Annotated in this window: 20 protein-coding genes, 2 tRNA genes and 1 pseudogene; 10 read left to right on the top strand and 13 right to left on the bottom strand. The window is 41.4% G+C overall.

From position 1 onward, the window contains the following. Window positions 1–37: 37 nt before the first annotated feature. The 6 genes from QLH32_RS08745 to QLH32_RS08720 form a co-directional block, all read right to left on the bottom strand. Window positions 38–385 (bottom strand): hypothetical protein, encoded by a 348-nt coding sequence (locus tag QLH32_RS08745; protein WP_241283443.1) that lies wholly within the window; start codon window positions 383–385, stop codon window positions 38–40. Next, complete coding sequence (locus tag QLH32_RS08740) at window positions 366–866, bottom strand: hypothetical protein (protein ID WP_283269181.1); 501 nt, start codon at window positions 864–866, stop codon at window positions 366–368. The genes QLH32_RS08745 and QLH32_RS08740 overlap by 20 nt, the downstream gene beginning before the upstream one ends. Before the next feature lie 70 nt (window positions 867–936). Beyond that, a complete protein-coding gene (locus tag QLH32_RS08735) occupies window positions 937–1104 on the bottom strand; it encodes a hypothetical protein (RefSeq protein ID WP_283269180.1) in 168 nt (55 codons plus the stop codon). A gap of 85 nt (window positions 1105–1189) precedes the next feature. Further along, the gene (locus QLH32_RS08730; RefSeq protein WP_283269179.1) at window positions 1190–1495 is read right to left on the bottom strand and encodes a hypothetical protein; all 306 of its coding nucleotides are present in this window, start codon (window positions 1493–1495) and stop codon (window positions 1190–1192) included. 37 nt (window positions 1496–1532) lie between these two features. After that, window positions 1533–2321 (bottom strand): hypothetical protein, encoded by a 789-nt coding sequence (locus tag QLH32_RS08725; RefSeq protein WP_283269178.1) that lies wholly within the window; start codon window positions 2319–2321, stop codon window positions 1533–1535. Window positions 2322–2349: 28 nt separating this feature from the next. Further along, entirely contained in the window at window positions 2350–3228 is an 879-nt protein-coding gene (locus tag QLH32_RS08720) for an IS982 family transposase (RefSeq protein WP_283268303.1), read from the bottom strand. A gap of 170 nt (window positions 3229–3398) precedes the next feature. Between QLH32_RS08720 and QLH32_RS08715 the strand changes: the two genes are divergently transcribed. Then, a complete protein-coding gene (locus QLH32_RS08715) occupies window positions 3399–3653 on the top strand; it encodes a helix-turn-helix domain-containing protein (protein WP_267981181.1) in 255 nt (84 codons plus the stop codon). Here QLH32_RS08715 and QLH32_RS08710 read toward each other — a convergent pair. From QLH32_RS08710 to QLH32_RS08700, 3 genes are all read right to left on the bottom strand, one after another. Beyond that, window positions 3650–3874 carry a helix-turn-helix domain-containing protein gene (locus tag QLH32_RS08710; protein ID WP_283269176.1) on the bottom strand — a complete coding sequence of 75 codons (225 nt, stop codon included), beginning with the start codon at window positions 3872–3874 and terminating at the stop codon, window positions 3650–3652. The two genes, QLH32_RS08715 and QLH32_RS08710, sit on opposite strands and share 4 nt — an antisense overlap. A 12-nt stretch (window positions 3875–3886) precedes the next feature. Beyond that, window positions 3887–4036: a hypothetical protein gene (locus tag QLH32_RS08705; RefSeq protein WP_283269175.1), complete on the bottom strand. Its 150-nt coding sequence runs from the start codon at window positions 4034–4036 to the stop codon at window positions 3887–3889. Window positions 4037–4176: 140 nt separating this feature from the next. After that, window positions 4177–4590, bottom strand: a complete 414-nt coding sequence (locus QLH32_RS08700; protein ID WP_283269174.1) for a hypothetical protein — start codon at window positions 4588–4590, stop codon at window positions 4177–4179. A gap of 363 nt (window positions 4591–4953) precedes the next feature. Here QLH32_RS08700 and QLH32_RS08695 point away from each other — a divergent pair, with 363 nt between their 5' ends. The 4 genes from QLH32_RS08695 to QLH32_RS08680 all read left to right on the top strand — a co-directional run bounded on the left by QLH32_RS08695 (window position 4954) and on the right by QLH32_RS08680 (window position 9194). Next, entirely contained in the window at window positions 4954–5856 is a 903-nt protein-coding gene (locus QLH32_RS08695) for a helix-turn-helix transcriptional regulator (protein ID WP_283269173.1), read from the top strand. A gap of 73 nt (window positions 5857–5929) precedes the next feature. After that, on the top strand, window positions 5930–7171 hold the full coding sequence (locus tag QLH32_RS08690; protein WP_283269171.1) for a hypothetical protein: 1242 nt from the start codon (window positions 5930–5932) through the stop codon (window positions 7169–7171). 44 nt (window positions 7172–7215) lie between these two features. Further along, window positions 7216–8103: a diguanylate cyclase regulator RdcB family protein gene (locus QLH32_RS08685; RefSeq protein ID WP_283269170.1), complete on the top strand. Its 888-nt coding sequence runs from the start codon at window positions 7216–7218 to the stop codon at window positions 8101–8103. Next, window positions 8103–9194 carry a patatin-like phospholipase family protein gene (locus tag QLH32_RS08680; protein WP_283269168.1) on the top strand — a complete coding sequence of 364 codons (1092 nt, stop codon included), beginning with the start codon at window positions 8103–8105 and terminating at the stop codon, window positions 9192–9194. Before QLH32_RS08685 ends, QLH32_RS08680 begins: the two co-directional genes overlap by 1 nt. 457 nt (window positions 9195–9651) lie before the next feature. Here the strand turns inward: QLH32_RS08680 and QLH32_RS08675 are convergent. The 4 genes from QLH32_RS08675 to QLH32_RS08660 form a co-directional block, all read right to left on the bottom strand. Further along, window positions 9652–9727: transfer RNA gene (locus QLH32_RS08675), tRNA-Lys, on the bottom strand. A 23-nt stretch (window positions 9728–9750) separates the two neighbouring features. After that, window positions 9751–9826, bottom strand: a tRNA-Lys gene (locus QLH32_RS08670). 230 nt (window positions 9827–10056) lie between these two features. Continuing rightward, a complete protein-coding gene (locus tag QLH32_RS08665) occupies window positions 10057–11898 on the bottom strand; it encodes a long-chain-acyl-CoA synthetase (protein ID WP_283269166.1) in 1842 nt (613 codons plus the stop codon). Window positions 11899–12145: 247 nt separating this feature from the next. Further along, complete coding sequence (locus QLH32_RS08660; RefSeq protein WP_283269164.1) at window positions 12146–15499, bottom strand: Rne/Rng family ribonuclease; 3354 nt, start codon at window positions 15497–15499, stop codon at window positions 12146–12148. Between the two features lie 354 nt (window positions 15500–15853). Here QLH32_RS08660 and QLH32_RS19865 point away from each other — a divergent pair. The 5 genes and pseudogenes from QLH32_RS19865 (at window position 15854) to QLH32_RS08640 (ending at window position 19327) form a co-directional block, all read left to right on the top strand. Beyond that, window positions 15854–16230 (top strand): annotated as a pseudogene (locus QLH32_RS19865) (hypothetical protein). Between the two features lie 62 nt (window positions 16231–16292). Continuing rightward, window positions 16293–17225 (top strand): RluA family pseudouridine synthase, encoded by a 933-nt coding sequence (locus QLH32_RS08655; RefSeq protein ID WP_283269163.1) that lies wholly within the window; start codon window positions 16293–16295, stop codon window positions 17223–17225. Then, window positions 17222–17896: an HAD-IA family hydrolase gene (locus QLH32_RS08650; RefSeq protein ID WP_283269161.1), complete on the top strand. Its 675-nt coding sequence runs from the start codon at window positions 17222–17224 to the stop codon at window positions 17894–17896. Before QLH32_RS08655 ends, QLH32_RS08650 begins: the two co-directional genes overlap by 4 nt. A gap of 72 nt (window positions 17897–17968) precedes the next feature. After that, a complete protein-coding gene (locus tag QLH32_RS08645; RefSeq protein WP_283269160.1) occupies window positions 17969–18667 on the top strand; it encodes a helix-turn-helix transcriptional regulator in 699 nt (232 codons plus the stop codon). Window positions 18668–18718: 51 nt separating this feature from the next. Further along, window positions 18719–19327 carry a glutathione S-transferase family protein gene (locus QLH32_RS08640; RefSeq protein ID WP_267981167.1) on the top strand — a complete coding sequence of 203 codons (609 nt, stop codon included), beginning with the start codon at window positions 18719–18721 and terminating at the stop codon, window positions 19325–19327. The last annotated feature ends 30 nt before the right edge of the window (window positions 19328–19357 follow it).

The following is a 19357-nucleotide window of genomic DNA, read 5'->3' as shown; positions in this document are numbered from 1 at the left end:
TGTGTGCTAAAACGCCAAGCTGTAACTCACTCAGCGTTCAGTTCGGTATCATGGGTAAAGAATGTTGAGGAAGTAATGTTCGTGGAATGAACACCAAAACGCCCTCATTGTCATTGAGTAAAATATAGATTTCATACCAATCCGATAATTCCTCTATATATTCAGCCTCGCCATTTTTGATCTTTTCATAAAGACTAAAAGACAGCTCTGGTAAGGGCTGAAATAACTCTTTGCCTTGCTCACATACAATAAACCACCCATGTTGGGTGGCTTGATAGGCTTCTTCATATTGCGTTTCCAGTCGAGATATCGTACTGGATATTGTCGAAGCAATTTCACGGTTGATTACATATTTGATGTCATCCTTATGCTTGATGTACTTCATTTTCGATCTCCTTTTCAGGGCGTTTTTTACTGCTTTTGGTTGGCGTAATCTCTTTGTCGATTGATACAAGGCTTTCCAATTGGTTCACCCACAATTCAAAATGAACATCAACTTCCAATAATCTTTCGGTCATAGGATGTGGTTGGACAAGTTTCTGGTCTACGAACACCGCAGCAAGGAAGCAATGATTATTTGCCGACTTCCCTGAGAATAGAGATTTGAATGCCGTTGCATGAAATGGCTTTTCAGTGGCTTTGAGATTTGCTAAACACTGTAAAATGTCAGTAACTTGAATGAGTTCGGCACTAAAGCCACCGCTTGATTCATTCTTGCAAAGTGAGATGCCAAAAGACTTATCTTCTTGATGCTGCCAAATTTGATAATGCAGTTTCCCTTCGGCACGTTCAGAAAGCTTATTACAGATCAAAGTCTCTACAAGGCAATAACCCACTTTGTCATGGATACGAGGTTGTGGTTGCATGATGATGCTCCATAAATACAAAACCCCCAATGCACGTGACTGCATTGGGGGCTATTGATAAGATCAAGATTTAAAGAAATTGTAAGGCGGCAATCAGTACAGCAGCAGCTTTTTCCTGATGACTGGCATCAATGCTATTACAGGTACGGATACTATTCGCCAAGTTTTGACACTTGGGATGAGGAATGTTGTCCATAACCTCACATACTTTTTCAAGTTCTGGATAATGTTTTTTCACGGTGTTTGCTCCTTGATTGAATCACCATGAAAATAATATCTATGCCAAATGCGGACGATTACAATTTATGTATGCAGCATCAGGTTTATTTACACTTTACTGTTTTTGCAGATTCAAATTCCATAACGGATATTACACCATCAGATTTTTCTAAAGTCTGATCTTTGGCTTTGATTTGAACACAATTACCTTTTTTCAGCGTATTCAAATCATTCGCCTGCTTCTTGGTTAACTCTAGGGCATAAATGGAAATGAGTCCTTTATCAGTTGCTAATTGAGCTGATTCTTCTCCCCACTGAGTATTTTTCTTCATTTTTACATTTAATGTCGCAGCATTTGCTGTGGACATTGCGAATATAAATAATGTAATAAAGATGCTTAAAGATTTCATAATTTTATCCTTTGATTTTAGTTAAATGATTTAAATATTAGACTTTACCATTATAGATGGTCGTTGCTTTTCCATCTTTTTTCACAGTCAGCTTATTCCCTTCAGCAAAAGCTTGGACATTTTCGGAACAGCCATCTATTTCAGTTTTACCTGTTACACTTTCACTTTTTGTATCATAGCTAAAGGCGTAGGTCGTGGCTGGGCAACTATTTCCATGTTCACCTGTGGAAACAATCAGTACATATTGATCAGCAAATTTATAGGCATAGTTAATCTGAACGTAACCTGTCGCTTCAACATCCTCCACGACTTGTTCCATTACATTAATTCGACCTGCTTTTGACTGATAATTAATTGCTTGCCCCATAGTATCTTCACCACGGTTTTCCAATGCAAAAATTTGGTCATAGCCTACACCTTCATCTGAAACATATAAGGCTTCATAACTGACTGTTGGTGCAGCAGGGGTTGTTTCTTTCTGCGGGCTTTGAGGAACTTTGAGATCAGATTTTTCAACTGATGACTCCTCAAAGTTTTTTGCAGCATCACGTAATTCAAAAGCTTTAATGACAGTATCATTAAAGTCAGTACCTCCTAGAAATGTTTGTAGTTGAAGAAATTCTGCTTCTTCTTTTTTTGTTACTGAAATACATTTAATAAGATCAGGATCATTTTTTATCTGCGCTGTTGAAAAAGTATCAAGTGCTTTTTCCAAGCTCATAGGACTGCATTTGGATGTAGTGGCATATTTATAGACCAATATTGTAGAAACTACGGTCATTACAACTATAGCAATAATAATAGTTGTAAGTTTCTTAATGCTCATGTTCTTTAATTTCCTATATTAACCCCAGTTACGGATAAGCCAAAGAATTAACCACATGAATTTGAGGCTTATTCTTCTGACAAAGCTGATAAGCACATAAAGAGGAAAATACACCTGATAAGAAACCCGCAATTGAACGATGTTTTCCTGTGACCAAATGGTATTTTTCTTTCAGTAAACCTATTAACGTTTCAATTCTTTTTCGTTGACGTAAGTGAAATTCATCAGAAAATGGTAATAGCATAACTTTCATATTCTTTCTAGGATAGGTAATTAAATCAATGCCTTGCTCTTTAAGAGTTTCTTTTAGTGCTTGGCTGATATATCCCCGATCACCATAGACTCTTGCTGATAATCCATCAACTAGTTTTTCTACCTTTCTAATATCAGCAATATGTCCATTCGAGATATCTGAATTTACAATCTCCCCTTGATGATTCATCAACAGGTGTAATTTACAACCATAAAACCACCCCATAGAACTTTTACCACGAGAAGCAATATCATCTAAAGCATGATGTTCTTTAGGAATTCTTTTATTTTTACATACAGGCAAAGGTGTCGAATCAATCCATAGATATGAATCTTCCTTATGCTGATTTAACGCATAATGCAAAGCATGAATCGCAAGCTGATGTTGATTGATAAGAGTAAGTATATTTTTATAACAAGGTAACTCTTTAAACAACCTGCTTTCATATTGACATAGAAGTTGGAAAAAAGCTTTAAAGTTATGCATTTGAGAAGCTTTATAGCAAATGGAGATCGTCACAATTTCAGACAAGGAGAGTGTGGCTTGTCGGATACGTTGACGTTTCTTCTCCTGTTTGAGGAATTGCCAATAGATAGGTTCAAACTTTTTGAAAAAATCATCAACACTACAAAAAATTTCTGTAAAATCGTACATGGTAGTTAGAGCTTTTAGGTTGTGTCGTAACTTTCTAAATTGTTCTAACTACTTTTTTTTCAAGTCAATTTCTTATCCGTAATTCAGGTTATATTAATCTCTTTGTACGTGTTTAAGGTACTTTTTGTATCTGTTTTGGGTACATTGTCTGGTGTATTCAAAATAGGTACATGACAAATAGTATCTATACTGACGAGATGCGAACTCTGATCCATTGGCTCAAGAGTGAACGCAAATTACGCCACCTTTCTATGCGTAGCTTGGCTGAACGCATGGACAAACCTCATTCGTACATACAAAAAGTTGAACAAGGCGAAAGGCGTTTAGATATTGTGGAATACGTTTGGTACTGCAATACGCTTGGAATCAATCCTCAAACTGGATTGGATTTAATTCAAAATGAAATCAACAAAGCAAAGGGTTAAGATTGTTTTTGCAATTCGTTTTGAATAATCTCAATCGCTATATTGTGATCAACATCCAAAGCACGGCAATATCGTAAAAATTCAACGATCTCTAAAATATGCTCTCCCTGTTCAATGTCTTGTATATATGAAACAGGTTGGTTCAGATTTTGTGCGAGCTGTTGAATTGTTAATTTCCTTTTTTCATGCTGTTCTATAAACCATTGCTGTAAGGCATCCATACAACTTTCTCCTTATTCTCTTATTACAGGGATGAATAAGGTGGAAAGAGTATAGGGTTTTGTTTTAGGGTTAATATTTACATTATTTGCAATAAGATTGAAAAATGATTTATCGCTATCAAGTAATAAACCTATATTGAATACAGAATAAATAATTTTCATGGTCACTCCTTTGTTTATAGACCATGAAAATAATATGTAAGTAAAATGTGATTAATTACATATTATTTTATAGCTTGAAGTTTTTGAGATTTATAATTAGGTATGCTCATATTAAAAATATTTGAACATGCTTTAAAATATTACTTACATGCAAGATAACTTTTGGCAGACTTAATTCGTTTAGGTCGTGTTTTATCTAAATATGCAAGTACATCCTCTTTTGTTACTTTGGATGGTGTCGTTGATAAGAACTGATTGATCGTGATCATAGATTTCATATACTTATACTGCTCATAAACTTCTGCGGCAGAATACGCTTGCCATTGACCTGTATCAGTCAAGGCATAAGCTGTTTTACCCTTTTCATTACATTGTTTAGCAAAATAATACATGGTATCTCCTTGTTCCAATGTAACTCCTGCAAAACTATTTGTAGTTATGAGTGCAATCATGGAAGCGAGTATAATTTTCATTCCTTTGTGATTTGTACGTTGGATGAATTTCTCAAATACACCAATTTTATTGACTCTTTCATTTTTTTCATAATGTGACATGACTTTTTTCCTGCAATGATTAATGTGACTGAACACACGAGACGAGATTGTGTTGTTTACCCCTAAAAAATCGTAGTAACACGTACCTTAGTTAGGTACAATTGCTGCCGACCTCACCACCAAACTTAGTATTCATAAAGTTCTAAGCACAGGTTTGATAGCGGTTTTTCCTACGTCTATTGGCGATGTTTATAAGCTAACAGGTTGGGCGGACAGGCTGTGTCGTCATAAAAATGGAAATTGAAAAAATTAAAATAAATGGACTTTTTATAAGGCACATCATTATTTTGATTAGTGACGACATCACCTGTCTATCAGTGTGGGTATTATGGATATAAGAAAGATTAACTTTGGAAAGAGTAAATGACAGATAATGAAAATGAACATGTCAAATTAGCACAACGTATCACGGACATGCTGTGTCAGCTTAATGAAGGCAAAGCATTGGATACCAAGCAACTTGCAGAACAACATCGTGTCAGTAAACGTACCATACAGCGTGATATTAATCAGCGTTTAATGTTGGCATTGCCTATGCTTGGGCTGAATGATGATGGTCTTTATGCGTTACCTGAAAATTATTATTTAGGGCAATTGAATAATGATGATATTCGTCATTTTTCCATACTATCAGGTGTTTCTGATTTATTCCCTAATATGGATAGACAATTCTTGCATCGTATCCTGAATGAAAATGCAAAATTTGTTTATGAAAGTAAAGGGCAATTTAATGAAGATGGTACAAAGTTTAAAGCTCTATTTGAGCAATTAGAACCTGCTATTTTAAAGAAGCATAAAATCACGCTTTATTATAAAGGTAGTTATCACTTACTTGAGCCATATAAATTGATTAATCATCGTAGTTGTTGGTATTTGGCAGCAGTGAAAGATGAGAAATTAAAAGCGTATCGCCTCAGCTTTGTTAAAGAGCTTACGATCCATGACAATCAACCTTCTTTTCAGCATAGCAAAGAAATATTGAAGCAATTAGAAACAGAAGAAAGTATTTGGTTTGGACAAGACAAACAGGAAGCTATTTTAACGATCAGTGCAGAAGTTGCAGATCATTTTAGACAACGGAGTTTGTTGCCACATCAGCAAATTGTCAAAGAAATGGATAACGGTGGTTTGCTGATGAGTAGTCAGTATGCCAGTTCAGTCCAACTTCTTTCGCTGATCCGTTACTGGATGCCACATATTCATGTGGTCAGTCCTGAAAGCTTGCAAAGTGAGTTGATGGATGGGTTAAAGGGCTATATTGGATAAATATGCAGCTCAATAAATAATATTTTTGTGATTTTAAGCCAAGCGTTAAATTAAAGGGAATAAAGGGGAAACCATGCGTTATACACCTATAGAAATTTTAAAAGATGAAGCTCAAGCATTATTTCAATTTGAGCAGGAGATGGTTAAGCAGATTTTTGATGAAAATATTCTATCTACGATTGATCAGGAATTAGTTGATCAAAAATCTCTATATCGTGCAATTGAAGTCATGCAGGAATCAATCTTAAAACCTAAAGAACTTCGTAAATTATTTGGAGAAATGGATACGCAAAATGATGAAACTGTGTTTACAAATTTAGATCAATTTACAGATAAGTTCGGTAATTATATAGATGCTTTAAGTCCTATTTTTTCTATTCTAAAGAACATTTACTCAGTGGATGTAAGTGATCAAAGTGAAGTAGGTGATTCTTCTGATAATAAAGAGATATCTATATTGAAAGAAGAAATTATAGCTATAGATAAAGATATATCAGTTTTAAAAACTGCAAGGGATCGTGATTTAGCTAATATTGAATCTGAAGATTATGCTTATAAAATAGATGAAATTAAAATGAGTAAAATTAAAGATGATGAAGTTGAATCTATAAGAAAAGAGGGTGATGTAAGAGGGTTTTTTGAAGAATTCTTACAAAATGATTTTGAAGATACTTTTTCAGTTTTAGATAGTAGAATGGAAGATATTGACAGTATGATAAAAGAAATAAAAAAAATAGTTAAAATAGAAAAGCTTGAAAATTTGAGCTTGGAAAATATTGGAGATAATAAAATTGGTCTTAATTTAGATGTTATTTACAATCTGGGATCTATTATTTCTACTGCTGATAATGTGTTTTTAAGGGCTGCGGAAATGTGTTGTACCTTGAGAGGAGCGGATGTTTTATTAATAACAGTAGAAAATGGTTTTGAAATGATGCAGGAAGTAGGAGAATTATTAAAAGATAATTTTGATAACTTGGGTATAGATGAGTTTACAGGATTTCAAGGGCTTGGCTTTTTGAATAATGCTATAAATCACTACTTACAAAAACTATTTGATAAACTAGACAAGAAAAAGTGGAGTAAAATACTGGTAAATCTTAAATTTTACCAAGACTTAAGTGAACTTATTGATGATAAAAATGAAAAACAAGATGAAATAAAAGAGTTGCAGAAATCAACTACAAATGCGTCATCAAAACCTCAGAAAAAGAATGAGGTAGAAAATCATGCTTTTCAAGACTTTTCTCTATCTCTAGAAAAGATGAAAGAACGCAATAAGGCATTAAAGCAATGTGTTGAAAAGTATATCTGATTTTATTGAGTTGAATAGATTACCCATTATAGAAAGGTCACAATATGAAGTTTGAAGTATCAGAAACCATGCCTTGTATGGCAGATAAGTTTGTCATTGAAATTGCCAATAGTATCCAAGTATCAAAAGATCACATTAATGTTCAATCACAACGCTTAGATAAAGTTTCTCGGTTGGTTGATGGTTTTACAGGGACAGGAGCAAAACGTCAGTATCAAATTAATCAAAATCTAAGTGAGGGTGTCGAATCTGCATTTGAGTGGTTAAACGTACTCACTCAAGAACATCGACTAGGTTTTGAAGCAATTCATATCGCTAATCAGAAAATTACTGAAGTTCAGGATGCGGTTACAGACCTAGCAAATTTTAGCGTAGAAACTCGTGACCTTTTGGCACAATTATCAAAAGATTTACATGATCGTTGTGACCATTTAGATCAAAGATTGTCTTTGATTGAAGCAGAAAGTAAAGCCGAACGCCAAATTGATTTGTTATTTAAGAAATGGGAAGTCTCTCATGACTTTGAACAATTATCTCCTTTACTGAAGTTTTATACCGTTTTGGAGCGATTATATTGGGGAGATTTTGGAGATTATGTTCGTAAGTATAAAGAAGAACCAAAAGCACGACGAGCACTCCAAGATTTAAGAGATCATATCTGCCTAACAGCTATTCAATCTTTACAAGATGATAAAGGAATTGGAAAAAGAGACTTTTTACATCCATTGCAATGGGCGGAACATGATGATGAATATAGCTTGGATTTTAATGAATCCTATGCCTATATGGGTGATTGGACACGTGTAAACAAAATGCCATTAAATTATTTTGCATCACAACAGCCTGAACAGCTATCACCTGCATTACCTCGTATTTTAACTGCAAGAACTTTGGTATTGCAGTCGTTTGATGAAATGTTTGAAGCACGATAATGGGGAACGTTATCAAAACAGGTTTAGTTCTTTCAGGTGGTGGCGCAAAAGGGGCATATCACGTTGGCGTGGTAAAAGCTCTTGCCGAATATGGTATTGAACCAGATTGTATTGCAGGGGCGAGTATCGGGGCATTAAATGGCTCAATATTAGCTTCTAGCCACTCTATGCGACAAGGTTATGAACGATTAAATCGGGTTTGGCGAGTATTGAGTCAACAATCGCCAATTAAAGTCCAAACTAAGAAATTCTTTATTCCTGCATATCTCATTTTATTGGCAAATTTGGGTTTACGTCTAAACTCACCACAGTATGTGGCATATCGTGGAATGAAAGGGTTATTACGATCATTCAATCTTGAGCCGCAATTCATCAAAGAAATTGAAGAAAAGCTACATGGAAAAGAGGGTATTTTGGATAATGCCCCTTTAACAGCATTACTGAATCAATATTTAACATGGCAAGACTTACAACAAGGTATACCGTTATACGTTTCAGCCTATAGAAGTCGTGGTGGCATGTTGGATATAGCCAGTTGTATCGCAGCTGAACTCGATTTGAAAGACACTGCACCATCCGAATTTTTTTGTTTGCAGCAACTTTCAGAACAGGATTGGAAAAGTGCTTTAATGGCTTCGGCTGCGTTACCCATACTTTATGAAAGTCAGAAAATTGGTCAGCATACCTATACGGATGGTGGGCAAGGTGGTTGGAAAACTGCACAAGGCAATACACCTATCACGCCATTGGTTCAATCAGGATGTAATCTCGTTGTTGTCAGTCATTTATCCGAAGGTTCATTCTGGAATAGACATGATTTCCCAAATACAACGGTTGTGGAAATTCGCCCGCAAAAAAATATTTCCAGAGATGGCATAACAGATTTGCTAGCGTTTAATCCTGATCGTATTGATGATTGGATAGAACAGGGCTATGAGGATACGGTTGCCTGTATTGGTACAATAAAGAGTGCTTTGGATAATCGTCATCGACTAATGACCACGATACAACAACAGCAAAATGCACAGCGAGAAATGTTAGATAGTTCAGAACGGATGCAGTCTGCAATGGCGAGGATTCGTAGACCATGACCGATATTTCCTGAAACGTTAGGCTTTTTTCTGATGAACCGCTTACGGTCTGTTTTTCAAGAACGTAGGCGATTTGTCAGCGAGAGCTTATCTTGTCATACCACAAATGGTTTGATTGGCAGGGGAAAGAGGTCAGAGAGTACCGTAGACGCATGTCAATTGCATAAAACAGCAAGAATCTATCTCGTGCAGTGTCTCTATACCCAAGCATTCATTAACATGCCTAGAAAGGGGAAAGAACGCTATTTTATTATGCCTAGATTTAAGCTAGAGAGGATAAAGCCTTGTACAGCATACTTTGATGAAAGATCATCTGGTTGAATATATAGAATGGATAGATTGAGACCATCGGAGTATTCAACCGATGAACCGTAAAATGAACCACAGAGAGAAGTTTTTTGAGATGATCTGAAATTAAAAAAGCCTTGTAAACTTTTGATTTACAAGGCTTTGAATCTGGTGGGTCGCCCGCGATTCGAACGCGGGACCAACGGATTAAAAGTCCGCTGCTCTACCGACTGAGCTAGCGACCCAGATAATAATCAAAACTATAAAGTGGTGGGTCGTCCGCGACTCGAACGCGGGACCAACGGATTAAAAGTCCGCTGCTCTACCAACTGAGCTAACGACCCTGAGCGAGGATAAGTAAAGCAACGCTTTACCCGAGCGCAAGAGAAAATCTATGATTTTCTTTGGTCTTGGATCCTAAGCAATCAGAGGAAAGATAAATCTTTCAAACACTGCATCGTTTTGATGTTGCGTATTCTAGCAATTTATTCAGCTAACACAAGAGGAAATTGTAAATCATGCGAATGATTGTTTATAAAAAACACGATTTCCTCTCGTTTAGCTAAAAAATAAACTAAAAACGGTACTGATAACTTTGAATATTGTTAAAGATTTCAGCATTTACATCGCAATAGCCTGTTGCCCCTGGCAATAACACCAACAAACGTTCAGACGTTTTGCCTGGATTAAAGGCATCCTCTTTCAGCTTGTTTTTCTGGTATTTAAATGTGCCTGTGGTTTCAACCTTGGCCTGAACACGCAGGAATACTGGGATTGCGTATGATGGCAGGCATTTCTTGAATACGTTCACCATAGCGCTTAAATCAGCTTCATTCAATTCTTCACCATCCACCAGCGTGATTGCAGCCATACCCGCACGGCCGTTGGTATTGGGAATTTCCACACCATAAACCACGGCTTCTGCAATCTTATCGTATTCGCAAACCATGTTTTCAACTTCAGTGGTTGATACATTTTCACCTTTCCAGCGGAAAGTGTCGCCTAAACGGTCCACGAACTGTGCATGGCGGAAACCGATGTCACGAACCAAGTCACCTGTATTGAAGTATGAATCACCCTTGGCAAATACATCCTTGAGAATAACCGACTTGTTCTTTTCAGGGTCGGTATAGCCATCAAACGGAGAGCGGCTGGTAATCTTGCCAACCAGCAAGCCCACTTCACCTGTCTTCACTTTCTTGCAGTGGCCTTTCTTGTCACGGACAAGCTCATTCTTTTCCTTGTCAAACTCAACAATGGCATAAGGGGTAGGAGAGAAGCCCACGGTATTGTCAAAGTTAAAGATGTTGCTAAAGCCAACATTGCCTTCACTTGATGCATAAAGTTCAAGAACTTCCTGCACACCAAAACGTTCCTTGAATTTGCCCCAGATGTTTGGACGCATACCGTTACCAATCATCTTGGTGACACGGTGGGCGCGGTCAAGTTCCGTTGTCGGCGCATCAATGAGGTAACGGCAAAGTTCACCAACATAACCAATCGCAGATGCATTGAATTTTTGAACATCTTTCCAGAATGCACTGGTTGAATATTTACGACGTACCGCAAGTGTTGCGCTACCCGCAATCACGCCACACCAGCACACCACCACGCCTGTTGCATGGTAAAGTGGCAGGGTCACATACATCACGTCATCCTTGCCAAGATTAAGGATATGGCCGTATGTACCATAAGCCAGCGTCCAGCGGCTGTGGGTGAAAATAACCGCCTTAGGCAGTCCTGTTGTACCAGAAGTATAGATATAGAACAGGCCATCCTTGCCTGTCACTGTACGGGTGGTGGATGGATTGAATTTCGGGAATTGATCAATTTGCTGGGCAAGATTGACATAGCCTTTAGGTGCAGTACCAGCATGCTTGCGCGTTTCCTGGTCAGCAAACCAGTGGAAACGGTCCTGGGCAACATTCAGGTCCTGACGGATCTCATCAATGGCAGCACGGACTTCCTCACCCGCAATCACTGCAATTGGATTGACCAGGTTGATGCTATGGGTAAGTACCTTGCCGACTTGTGAGGTATTCACCAGGGCAATGGTCACGCCAATTTTGGCCAGCGCCACGATTGTGGCAATGAGTTCAGGACGGTTTTCAACCATCACCGCAATAACATCACCCTTTTTTGCGCCCAGAGACAAATAGTAATGTGCAATCTGGTTTGCCCATTCATTTAGTGCTCGATAGCTATAGCTTTGATCTTCAAATAACAGTGCAATACCTTGCGGGTTACGCTTTACTGCTTTTTCAAAGGCGATCCCTAAACCAGCTGGAGAGGCTGGTGTCCGCAAATATGCCTGTTTAAGACCATTGAGGATATGAGGTACTTTGGTGATGAAGTTCGGAAGTCGGGTTGCGACATCACCAAGGGTAATAATATCGGTCTGCGTAGTTTGGCTCATATCAATCCTGTTTTATTTTTCGATCAATCCAAAAAATGGCTATTTGTTGGAACACAACCATTTAACATCATTGTTGTTGATGCTGTTTTTAATGGTAAGTCCCTAGAGCAATCAACCTGAGCTGCGACTAAGCAGCGCAAGGGCCTACCTCTCTTGCAATATTTCAATGACGCTACATTTTACAGTAACAAAAAAGCCTAGTCATCGAAATGACTAGGCTTTTGCTTATTGAGTGCAATTTAGCAAATTATTCATTGCCAACGGTACTCTTTTTCGGTGGACGTCCACGTGGACGGCGGGGGCGGCTAGATTTCTCTTTTTCCGCCTTTGCAGCTTCATCTTCCGCATCCGTTTCTTCAACGTTTGCGGCTGGTTCAGTATTTTCAACGGCTTGAACCGCTTCAGTTGTCTCTGTGACCACCGCAGCTTCAGTTTCAACAGCAGGTTGCTGTGGTTCAACTACTTCAGCAGGTGCTGTTTCTTCTGCCACCACAGGCGTTTCTTCATTTGCAAGTGCCAGTGCCTGTTGTTCAGTTGCTGCATCAGCAATAGTGTCTTCTGCAGCAACTGCCTCAATTGCTGTTGCCTGCACTTCTTGCGTGGTTTCAGTGCTTTCTACAGGGGCAGCAGGCGCTGTATTGGAAGCCAGATGTTCCTCTTTTGCCTGCTCAGCCGCAAGTTTTGCTAAACGACGACGTTCACGTGGATCATTTGCAACACGCGAAGCGGATGCTTCTGGTGGTGTTAATGGCAATACAGGTGCTGGTTCAGCTTCTTCCGTTGGCTTCTGGCTTGGAAGTTCTGCATCACGTGTAACAGGGCGCTTTTCCTCAGCAGCTGTTTCAACCACCAGAGTGCTGGCATATTGTTCAGCGAACTTCTGTAAGGCACGGTTGAACGTGGTCACCAAACCAAACTGCTCAATCAGGATTGTGCAATCTTCACCATAAACATGGCGAATCAGGCCACCCATGGTGTATTGCCCCAACGTTGGAATTTGCGATGGTGCAATTTTTGCTGCCGCTTTCTGACTGCTTTGCGCCCCACGCTGATGACGACGGCGTGAACGTGGATCATTGCTTGCACGTTTCGCTGGTGCCTGGGTTGCCTCTTCAACTGGTGTTGTTTCAGCAGCAACTTGCTCTGCCTGGGCAGGTGTGGCTGTTTCAATCGTCTCTACAACTGCTTTTACTGGCTCGACCTGTGGCGCTGGCGCAGTAGTCTGCTGTGGAGTGAGCGCAACAATTTCACTCTGTCCCTGATCAATGTTGACGATCAATGCCGTGTTCATTGGTTCAGTACGAGGCGTATCAATCACATCAACTTTAAGCTGCTGTGGATTGGACGCAACCTCAACTGCAACAGGCGTTTCATTGAGAACACTTTGGTCACGGTGACGGTTCGGGCGGTTTGGACGCTGCTGATTATGACGGTCACGACGTGGCAACGGTGCAGAGGCATCATTTCCATGAACAGCATCATTTTGCTGTTGCTGGTTTTGTGATTCCTGCGGACGTTTTTGCTGGCGTTTCAGGTCACGTTGCTCTTGGCGCTGTTCCTGACGTGACAGTTGAACAACTTCCTCATGCACCTGATTTTGTTGCTCATGGGCGTGTACATGCTGTTCACGCTGCTCTTTATGCTTACGTTTCTTCGGGTTCTGGGATTGATTTGGACGGTTCGACTTTTCGTCTTTATCAAACGCTTCGCGGGTTTCCTGTTTTACAGGTGTCTGGGAAATATAGACATTATTTGCTGTCGTTTCTGCAATTGCAGTTGTTGCAACCTGGCCGAATTGACCACGGCTCACAGCGCCATTATTGATCATCTGTTCAATGGCTGACGCCGCATTTTGTGCAGAGCGGGACTGATCAATGGTCTGAGCCTGTTTTTGAACAAACAGGTTCTCTAACCATGCGCAAGGGCTTGCTGCTTTTGATGCTGCTGCCTGTGCCTGTTTTGGCTGGGCAGTGCCTTGCTGTGTTGTAGCCTTTTTCTGTGGCGCTGCCGCCTGCTGCTGTGCTGGAGCAGCATGACTGTGCTCAGCTTCTTCCAGATGCCACTCAGAAGATTCATAGCCGAGTTGTTTTTCACTGTCACGAGTCGCTTCAGTACGTTCATAGCTGGATGGTGCAAAGCCTGCTGGATTGTACTGGATTTCATAATGTGGCGTTTCTAAATGTGGATGTGGCAGAATGGTGACACGCACATTGGAGGTTTGTTCCAGATATACAAGACTGTGGCGCTTTTCATTCAACAGGAATGCCGCGATTTCCACAGGGACTTCCACCTGTACCTCGCCTTGACGTTCACGTAATGCAATTTCTTCCACTTTACGCATAATTGAAAGTGAAAGGGAGCGTAGGTCGCGTACCATGCCTGTGCCATGACAGCGTGGGCACACATAGCCCGTTGCTTCCTCAAGCGATGGACGTAAACGCTGACGACTCATTTCCATCAGGCCAAAACGTGAAAGCTGGCCGAACTGGATGCGTGCGCGGTCACTTTGGGTTGCTTCACGAAGTTTCGCCTCAACCATACGCTGGTTGCGGTCCTTGGTCATGTCGATAAAGTCGATCACCACCAAACCGCCAATATCGCGTAAACGAAGTTGACGCGCAATTTCCTCAGCCGCTTCAAGGTTGGTATTTAATGCTGTTTCCTCAACATCATGACCACGGGTTGATTTCGCCGAGTTAATATCGATGGAAACCAGTGCCTCGGTTTGGTCAATCACGATTGAACCGCCAGAAGGAAGTTTTACTTCACGTTCATAAGCAGTCTGGATTTGGCTTTCGATACCGAAATGGGCAAATAATGGCTCATTCTGGGTATAGGTTTTTAACTTGTCCAGCTGACGTGGCATCACAGCCTTAACGAAGTTATAGGCTTCATTATAGGCCTGTTCGCTATCAATCAGGATTTCAGCAACGTCATCACGTAGATAGTCACGGATGGCACGTGTCACCACACCCGCTTCCTGATGCACCAGCATTGGTGATGGACCAGAACTTGCCGTACCCTGAATTTGTGCCCAGAGGTCAAGCAAATGCTGTAGGTCAAGTTGCAGTTCTTCCTGTGAGCGACCGATACCCGCAGTACGTACAATCACGCTCATGCCACGGGGAACATTCAGGGATGCCAGAATTTCCTTAAGCTCTTCGCGCACTGAACCTGAAATTTGACGGCTGATGCCACCACCTTTCGGATTGTTTGGCATCAAAACCAGATAACGGCCAGCCAGTGAAATGAAAGTAGAAAGCGCGGCACCCTTGTTGCCACGTTCCTCTTTTTCAACCTGAACCAGTAATTCTGTGCCTTCGGTGATCAGTTCACGGATGTTGGAGGTTTGGCGTGGGTCCGCCTTGAAATACGAGTTTGCAATTTCCCGCATTGATAAAAAGCCCTGGCGCTGAGCGCCGTACTCGACAAAGACTGCTTCTAGAGACGGTTCAACGCGAGTGACATGGCCTTTATAGATATTTGATTTTTTCTGTTCACGGGTACGATTTTCCAGGTCGAAATCGTAAAGACGATTACCAGTAATCAGTGCAACGCGAACCTCTTCAGCGTGGGTTGCATTAATCAGCATACGTTTCATGGGTGTGACACCTAATAGTGATGCACACAAACAACTCGCTCGCTATTTTTGAGCAAACATCAAATTGGCGTGATCAAGACTCAGGAGCAGCTTTGATATGCGAAGCTCTGAAACCACTGACTGTAAATCCAGTTCTGGGTTCTGATACGGTTATTTCGATGTCGGCAATCCTGCTTCAATCCTGGGCACCGTGATATATCACTGGACCCTAAATGATCCAAGTTTCCTGTGCGCTTCACTGGCGGGTGAGCGGTGCATTGGATGTGATGACTTTCACTGTCATTAAGCATTAAGGCCGCCCCATCTGGACGTCCCGATACGGAATGATCATCGTATCTTTGCCTGGCAGTTCCAATGCATCAACGCTTTAGCCTGAATGCGGCATCAGGGAGCAAATTGTCTGATGTGGATCAGTTTACGTTTAATAGCCAACAAACTTGTTGGCAACATATTTTTTCTGGACAAACCGTAGGGTTCATTGAAATATCAACAAACCCTATGTGCAGATGCACAATTAAACGCAACAGTTTGCCATTTTTGCCGATATAATAAGCCTTCGGCGTCGGCATAATTCTTTAGGACCTATCCGAGCTGTTGGTGAATATCTCATCAATTTGAAATTTCAACTGAATAAAATTTCTGATTTGATGCTCACTTACGGCGGTATCCGTGCGCTGAATATATCAAACCTTGCGGCATCTGCCTATGGGCTAAGTTTAGGTTTCTTGTGAAATAACTTAGCTAAATGATCATTTTTTAATCGTATTTAGCAAATCTTGGATGAATCGAGCGTATGAATTCTACACAGCAATGGCAAAGTGTCACTTGGTTTGACGTGGATGAGCATCAGGCTGGACAGCGAATTGATAATTTTTTATTTACCCGATTAAAAGGTGTTCCAAAAAGCCGTATTTACCGTTTGATCCGTGAGGGACAGGTCCGTGTAAACAAAAAAAGGGTAAAGGCCGAGACCCGTCTGGAAATTGGCGACCAAGTTCGTGTTGCCCCGATCCGCTACGAACAGAAAGATGAAAGTGCGGTTCCTGTCAGTGACAGTGTGGCACAAAGCCTGTTGAGTCGTGTGGTCTATGAGGATGAGGGCCTGCTGGTGGTGAATAAGCCATCGGGCATTGCGGTGCACGGGGGCAGCGGTGTGGCCTATGGCCTGATTGAGGCCCTGCGTGCCGCCACAGGTAAAAAATATCTGGAACTGATCCATCGTATTGACCGTGATACCTCAGGTTTGGTGATGATCAGCAAGAAACGCAGTACCTTAAAATTATTACAGGATTTACTGCGTGAGCATAAAATCCAGAAAACCTATGCGGCAATCGTCAAGGGGCAGGTCAGTCTGGATCAGCAACTGATTGATGCACCGCTGTTCCGCTATGAGCTTGCCAATGGCGAGCGCCGTGTGCGTGTCTCTAAAGAGGGTAAGCCGAGTAAAACCGAGTGGAACGTGGTTGAACGTTTCAAGGCGGCAACACTGGTGCATGCCTCACCTTTGTCAGGACGTACCCATCAAATTCGTGTGCATGGTTTAAGTATTGGTCATCCACTTATTGGTGATGATAAATATGGTCACAGCACCGCCTACGTTGGTCCAGAGGCCAGACGCTTGTGCCTACATGCCATGCGTCTGCAAATTCCAGGCTACCCAACCATTGAGGCGCCAATGCCTGAAGACATGCAACAGGTTTTAAATGAGTTGAGAAAGCAGAAATGAGTCAAAATATCGAACTGGTGATTTTTGATTGGGATGGAACCTTATTTGATTCAGTGGGACAAATTGTGGCAAGCCTGCAACATGCGGCGCAACAGTTCCAGCAGCCTTTAACCAATGAGGCTGCGAAAAGCATTATTGGGCTGGGCCTGCCAGAGGTGATGCAAATCCTGTTTCCACAGGTGCCGCATTTACAGCAGGATATTTTGCAATGCTATGCAGACCATTATGTTGCGAACTCTAAAGATGATGCATGGTTTGGTGGTGTTGCGGAACTATTGGCTGACCTAAAACGGCAGGGGATCAAGCTGGCGGTGGCAACAGGTAAGAGTCGCAAAGGTCTGGATCGGGTGCTGAACCAAACCAATAGTCACGATATTTTTGACATTACCCGTGCTGCCAGTGAAACCCGATCAAAGCCTGACCCGTTAATGTTGCAGGAAATCCTGCTTGAGACAGGTGTGGCGGTAGAGCGGGCCATTATGGTGGGTGATACCAGTTATGATCTTGAAATGGCGCAAAACCTGAATATGCAGCGCATTGGGGTGAGCTATGGGGTGCATAGTGTGGAAACCTTGCAGCAATACCAGCCCCTGACCATTGTCAGTTCAGTTCAGGACCTGCATGGCTATTTTCAAGCTGTATTGCCATCCTCAGCCTTGATTGAAAGTTAATCAACACAATATTGACCTGACTAGGGATAAGGGGAATGATGCCTTACCCTGCATAATAATAAAAGGGAAGTCATGAGTCGTTCAATCCGTTTGCTCAACCTGTTACAACTGCTAAGGGAGTACCGTTATCCTGTGACGGCACAGGTTCTGGCCGAGCGTTTGCAGATTAGCCAGCGCAGTGTTTACCGTGATATTGAAACCTTAAGGGCGCAGGGAGCGGAAATTGAGGCGGCGGCAGGGTTGGGATTTCAGCTCAGGGAGGATTTCCTGTTGCCTCCCATCACCATGAATGAGACCGAAATTGAGGCGATTGTCCTTGCCCTGAACTGGTTGAACTATATTCCTGATCAGGCCTTGAAATCGGCCTCTACTTCTGTATTGGCAAAGTTAAATGCGGTACTGCCTGAACATCGGCAACAGTTGTTGCAGCAAACCACCTTAAGGGCGATCAATGTCTGGTTGCCTGTGGATGAGGCACTGGTGGAGCAAGTCCGCTTGGCCATTCGCCAGCAGGTGAAAATCCTGGTTGATTATGCCGATGAGCAGCAAACGATAAGCTCAAGGATATTGTGGCCGTTTGCACTGGGCTATTTTAATGACCGTATCGTGCTGGCTGCCTGGTGTGAACTGCGTGATGGGTTTCGGCATTTTCGCATAGATCGGATTCAGCAACTGAGCCTGAGTCAGGAACTGTATCCACAGTTTAAGCAACAACTTTTTCAGCAATGGTGGACACAGGAGGTTTGTCGTTCGACTACTGACAAAAACTGACAATCAAAACAATTAGATTTAAATAAAACCAACAAGCAAGGAAATATGAAAATGGCACTTAAACTTTATACCAATAATTATTCACGTGGTGTGGTGGTGGACTGGTTGCTGATCGAACTGGGCGTTGAATGTGAACGCATTGAGGTTGCCTTTCAAACTGAAATGAAGACCCCTGAATACTTAAAGATCAACCCTTTTGGAAAGGTTCCCGTATTGGTGGACGATGAGGTGGTGGTCTATGAACTGGATGCGATTTGTGCCTATCTGGCGGATAAATTTGCGGACAAGGGTTTGGCACCTGCATTGAATGATCCTAAACGGGGCCTGTACTATCGTTGGCTGTTCTTTATCTCTGGTCCGTGGGAAGCGGCTTCCACCAATCAAATGCTGGGCGTGGAGGTGAAGCCAGAACAAAAATCCTCAGTGGGATATGGTGATTATCAGGATGCCTATCAGGCCTTTGTTCAGGGGCTAAGCGAGGCTGATCCATATCTATGTGGTCAGCAATTTACCGCTGCCGATGTGACGGTTGCCGCGATGCTGTTCTGGCAGCTTAAAATGGGAGGAGTTCAGTCCCATCCAGCCATAGAACGTTATCTTGACAATATAAAGCAACGACCAAGTTACCAAAAGTTTGCGGAATTTTTTAGTAATGCCTAAAGGGTAAAAAGATAGCCGACTGAATCGGCT

It is taken from the genome of Acinetobacter corruptisaponis (assembly GCF_030053775.1).
GTDB lineage: Bacteria > Pseudomonadota > Gammaproteobacteria > Pseudomonadales > Moraxellaceae > Acinetobacter > Acinetobacter corruptisaponis.
Note: the sequence above shows the minus strand (reverse complement) of the source record. Positions and strands in the feature narration are given on the sequence as shown.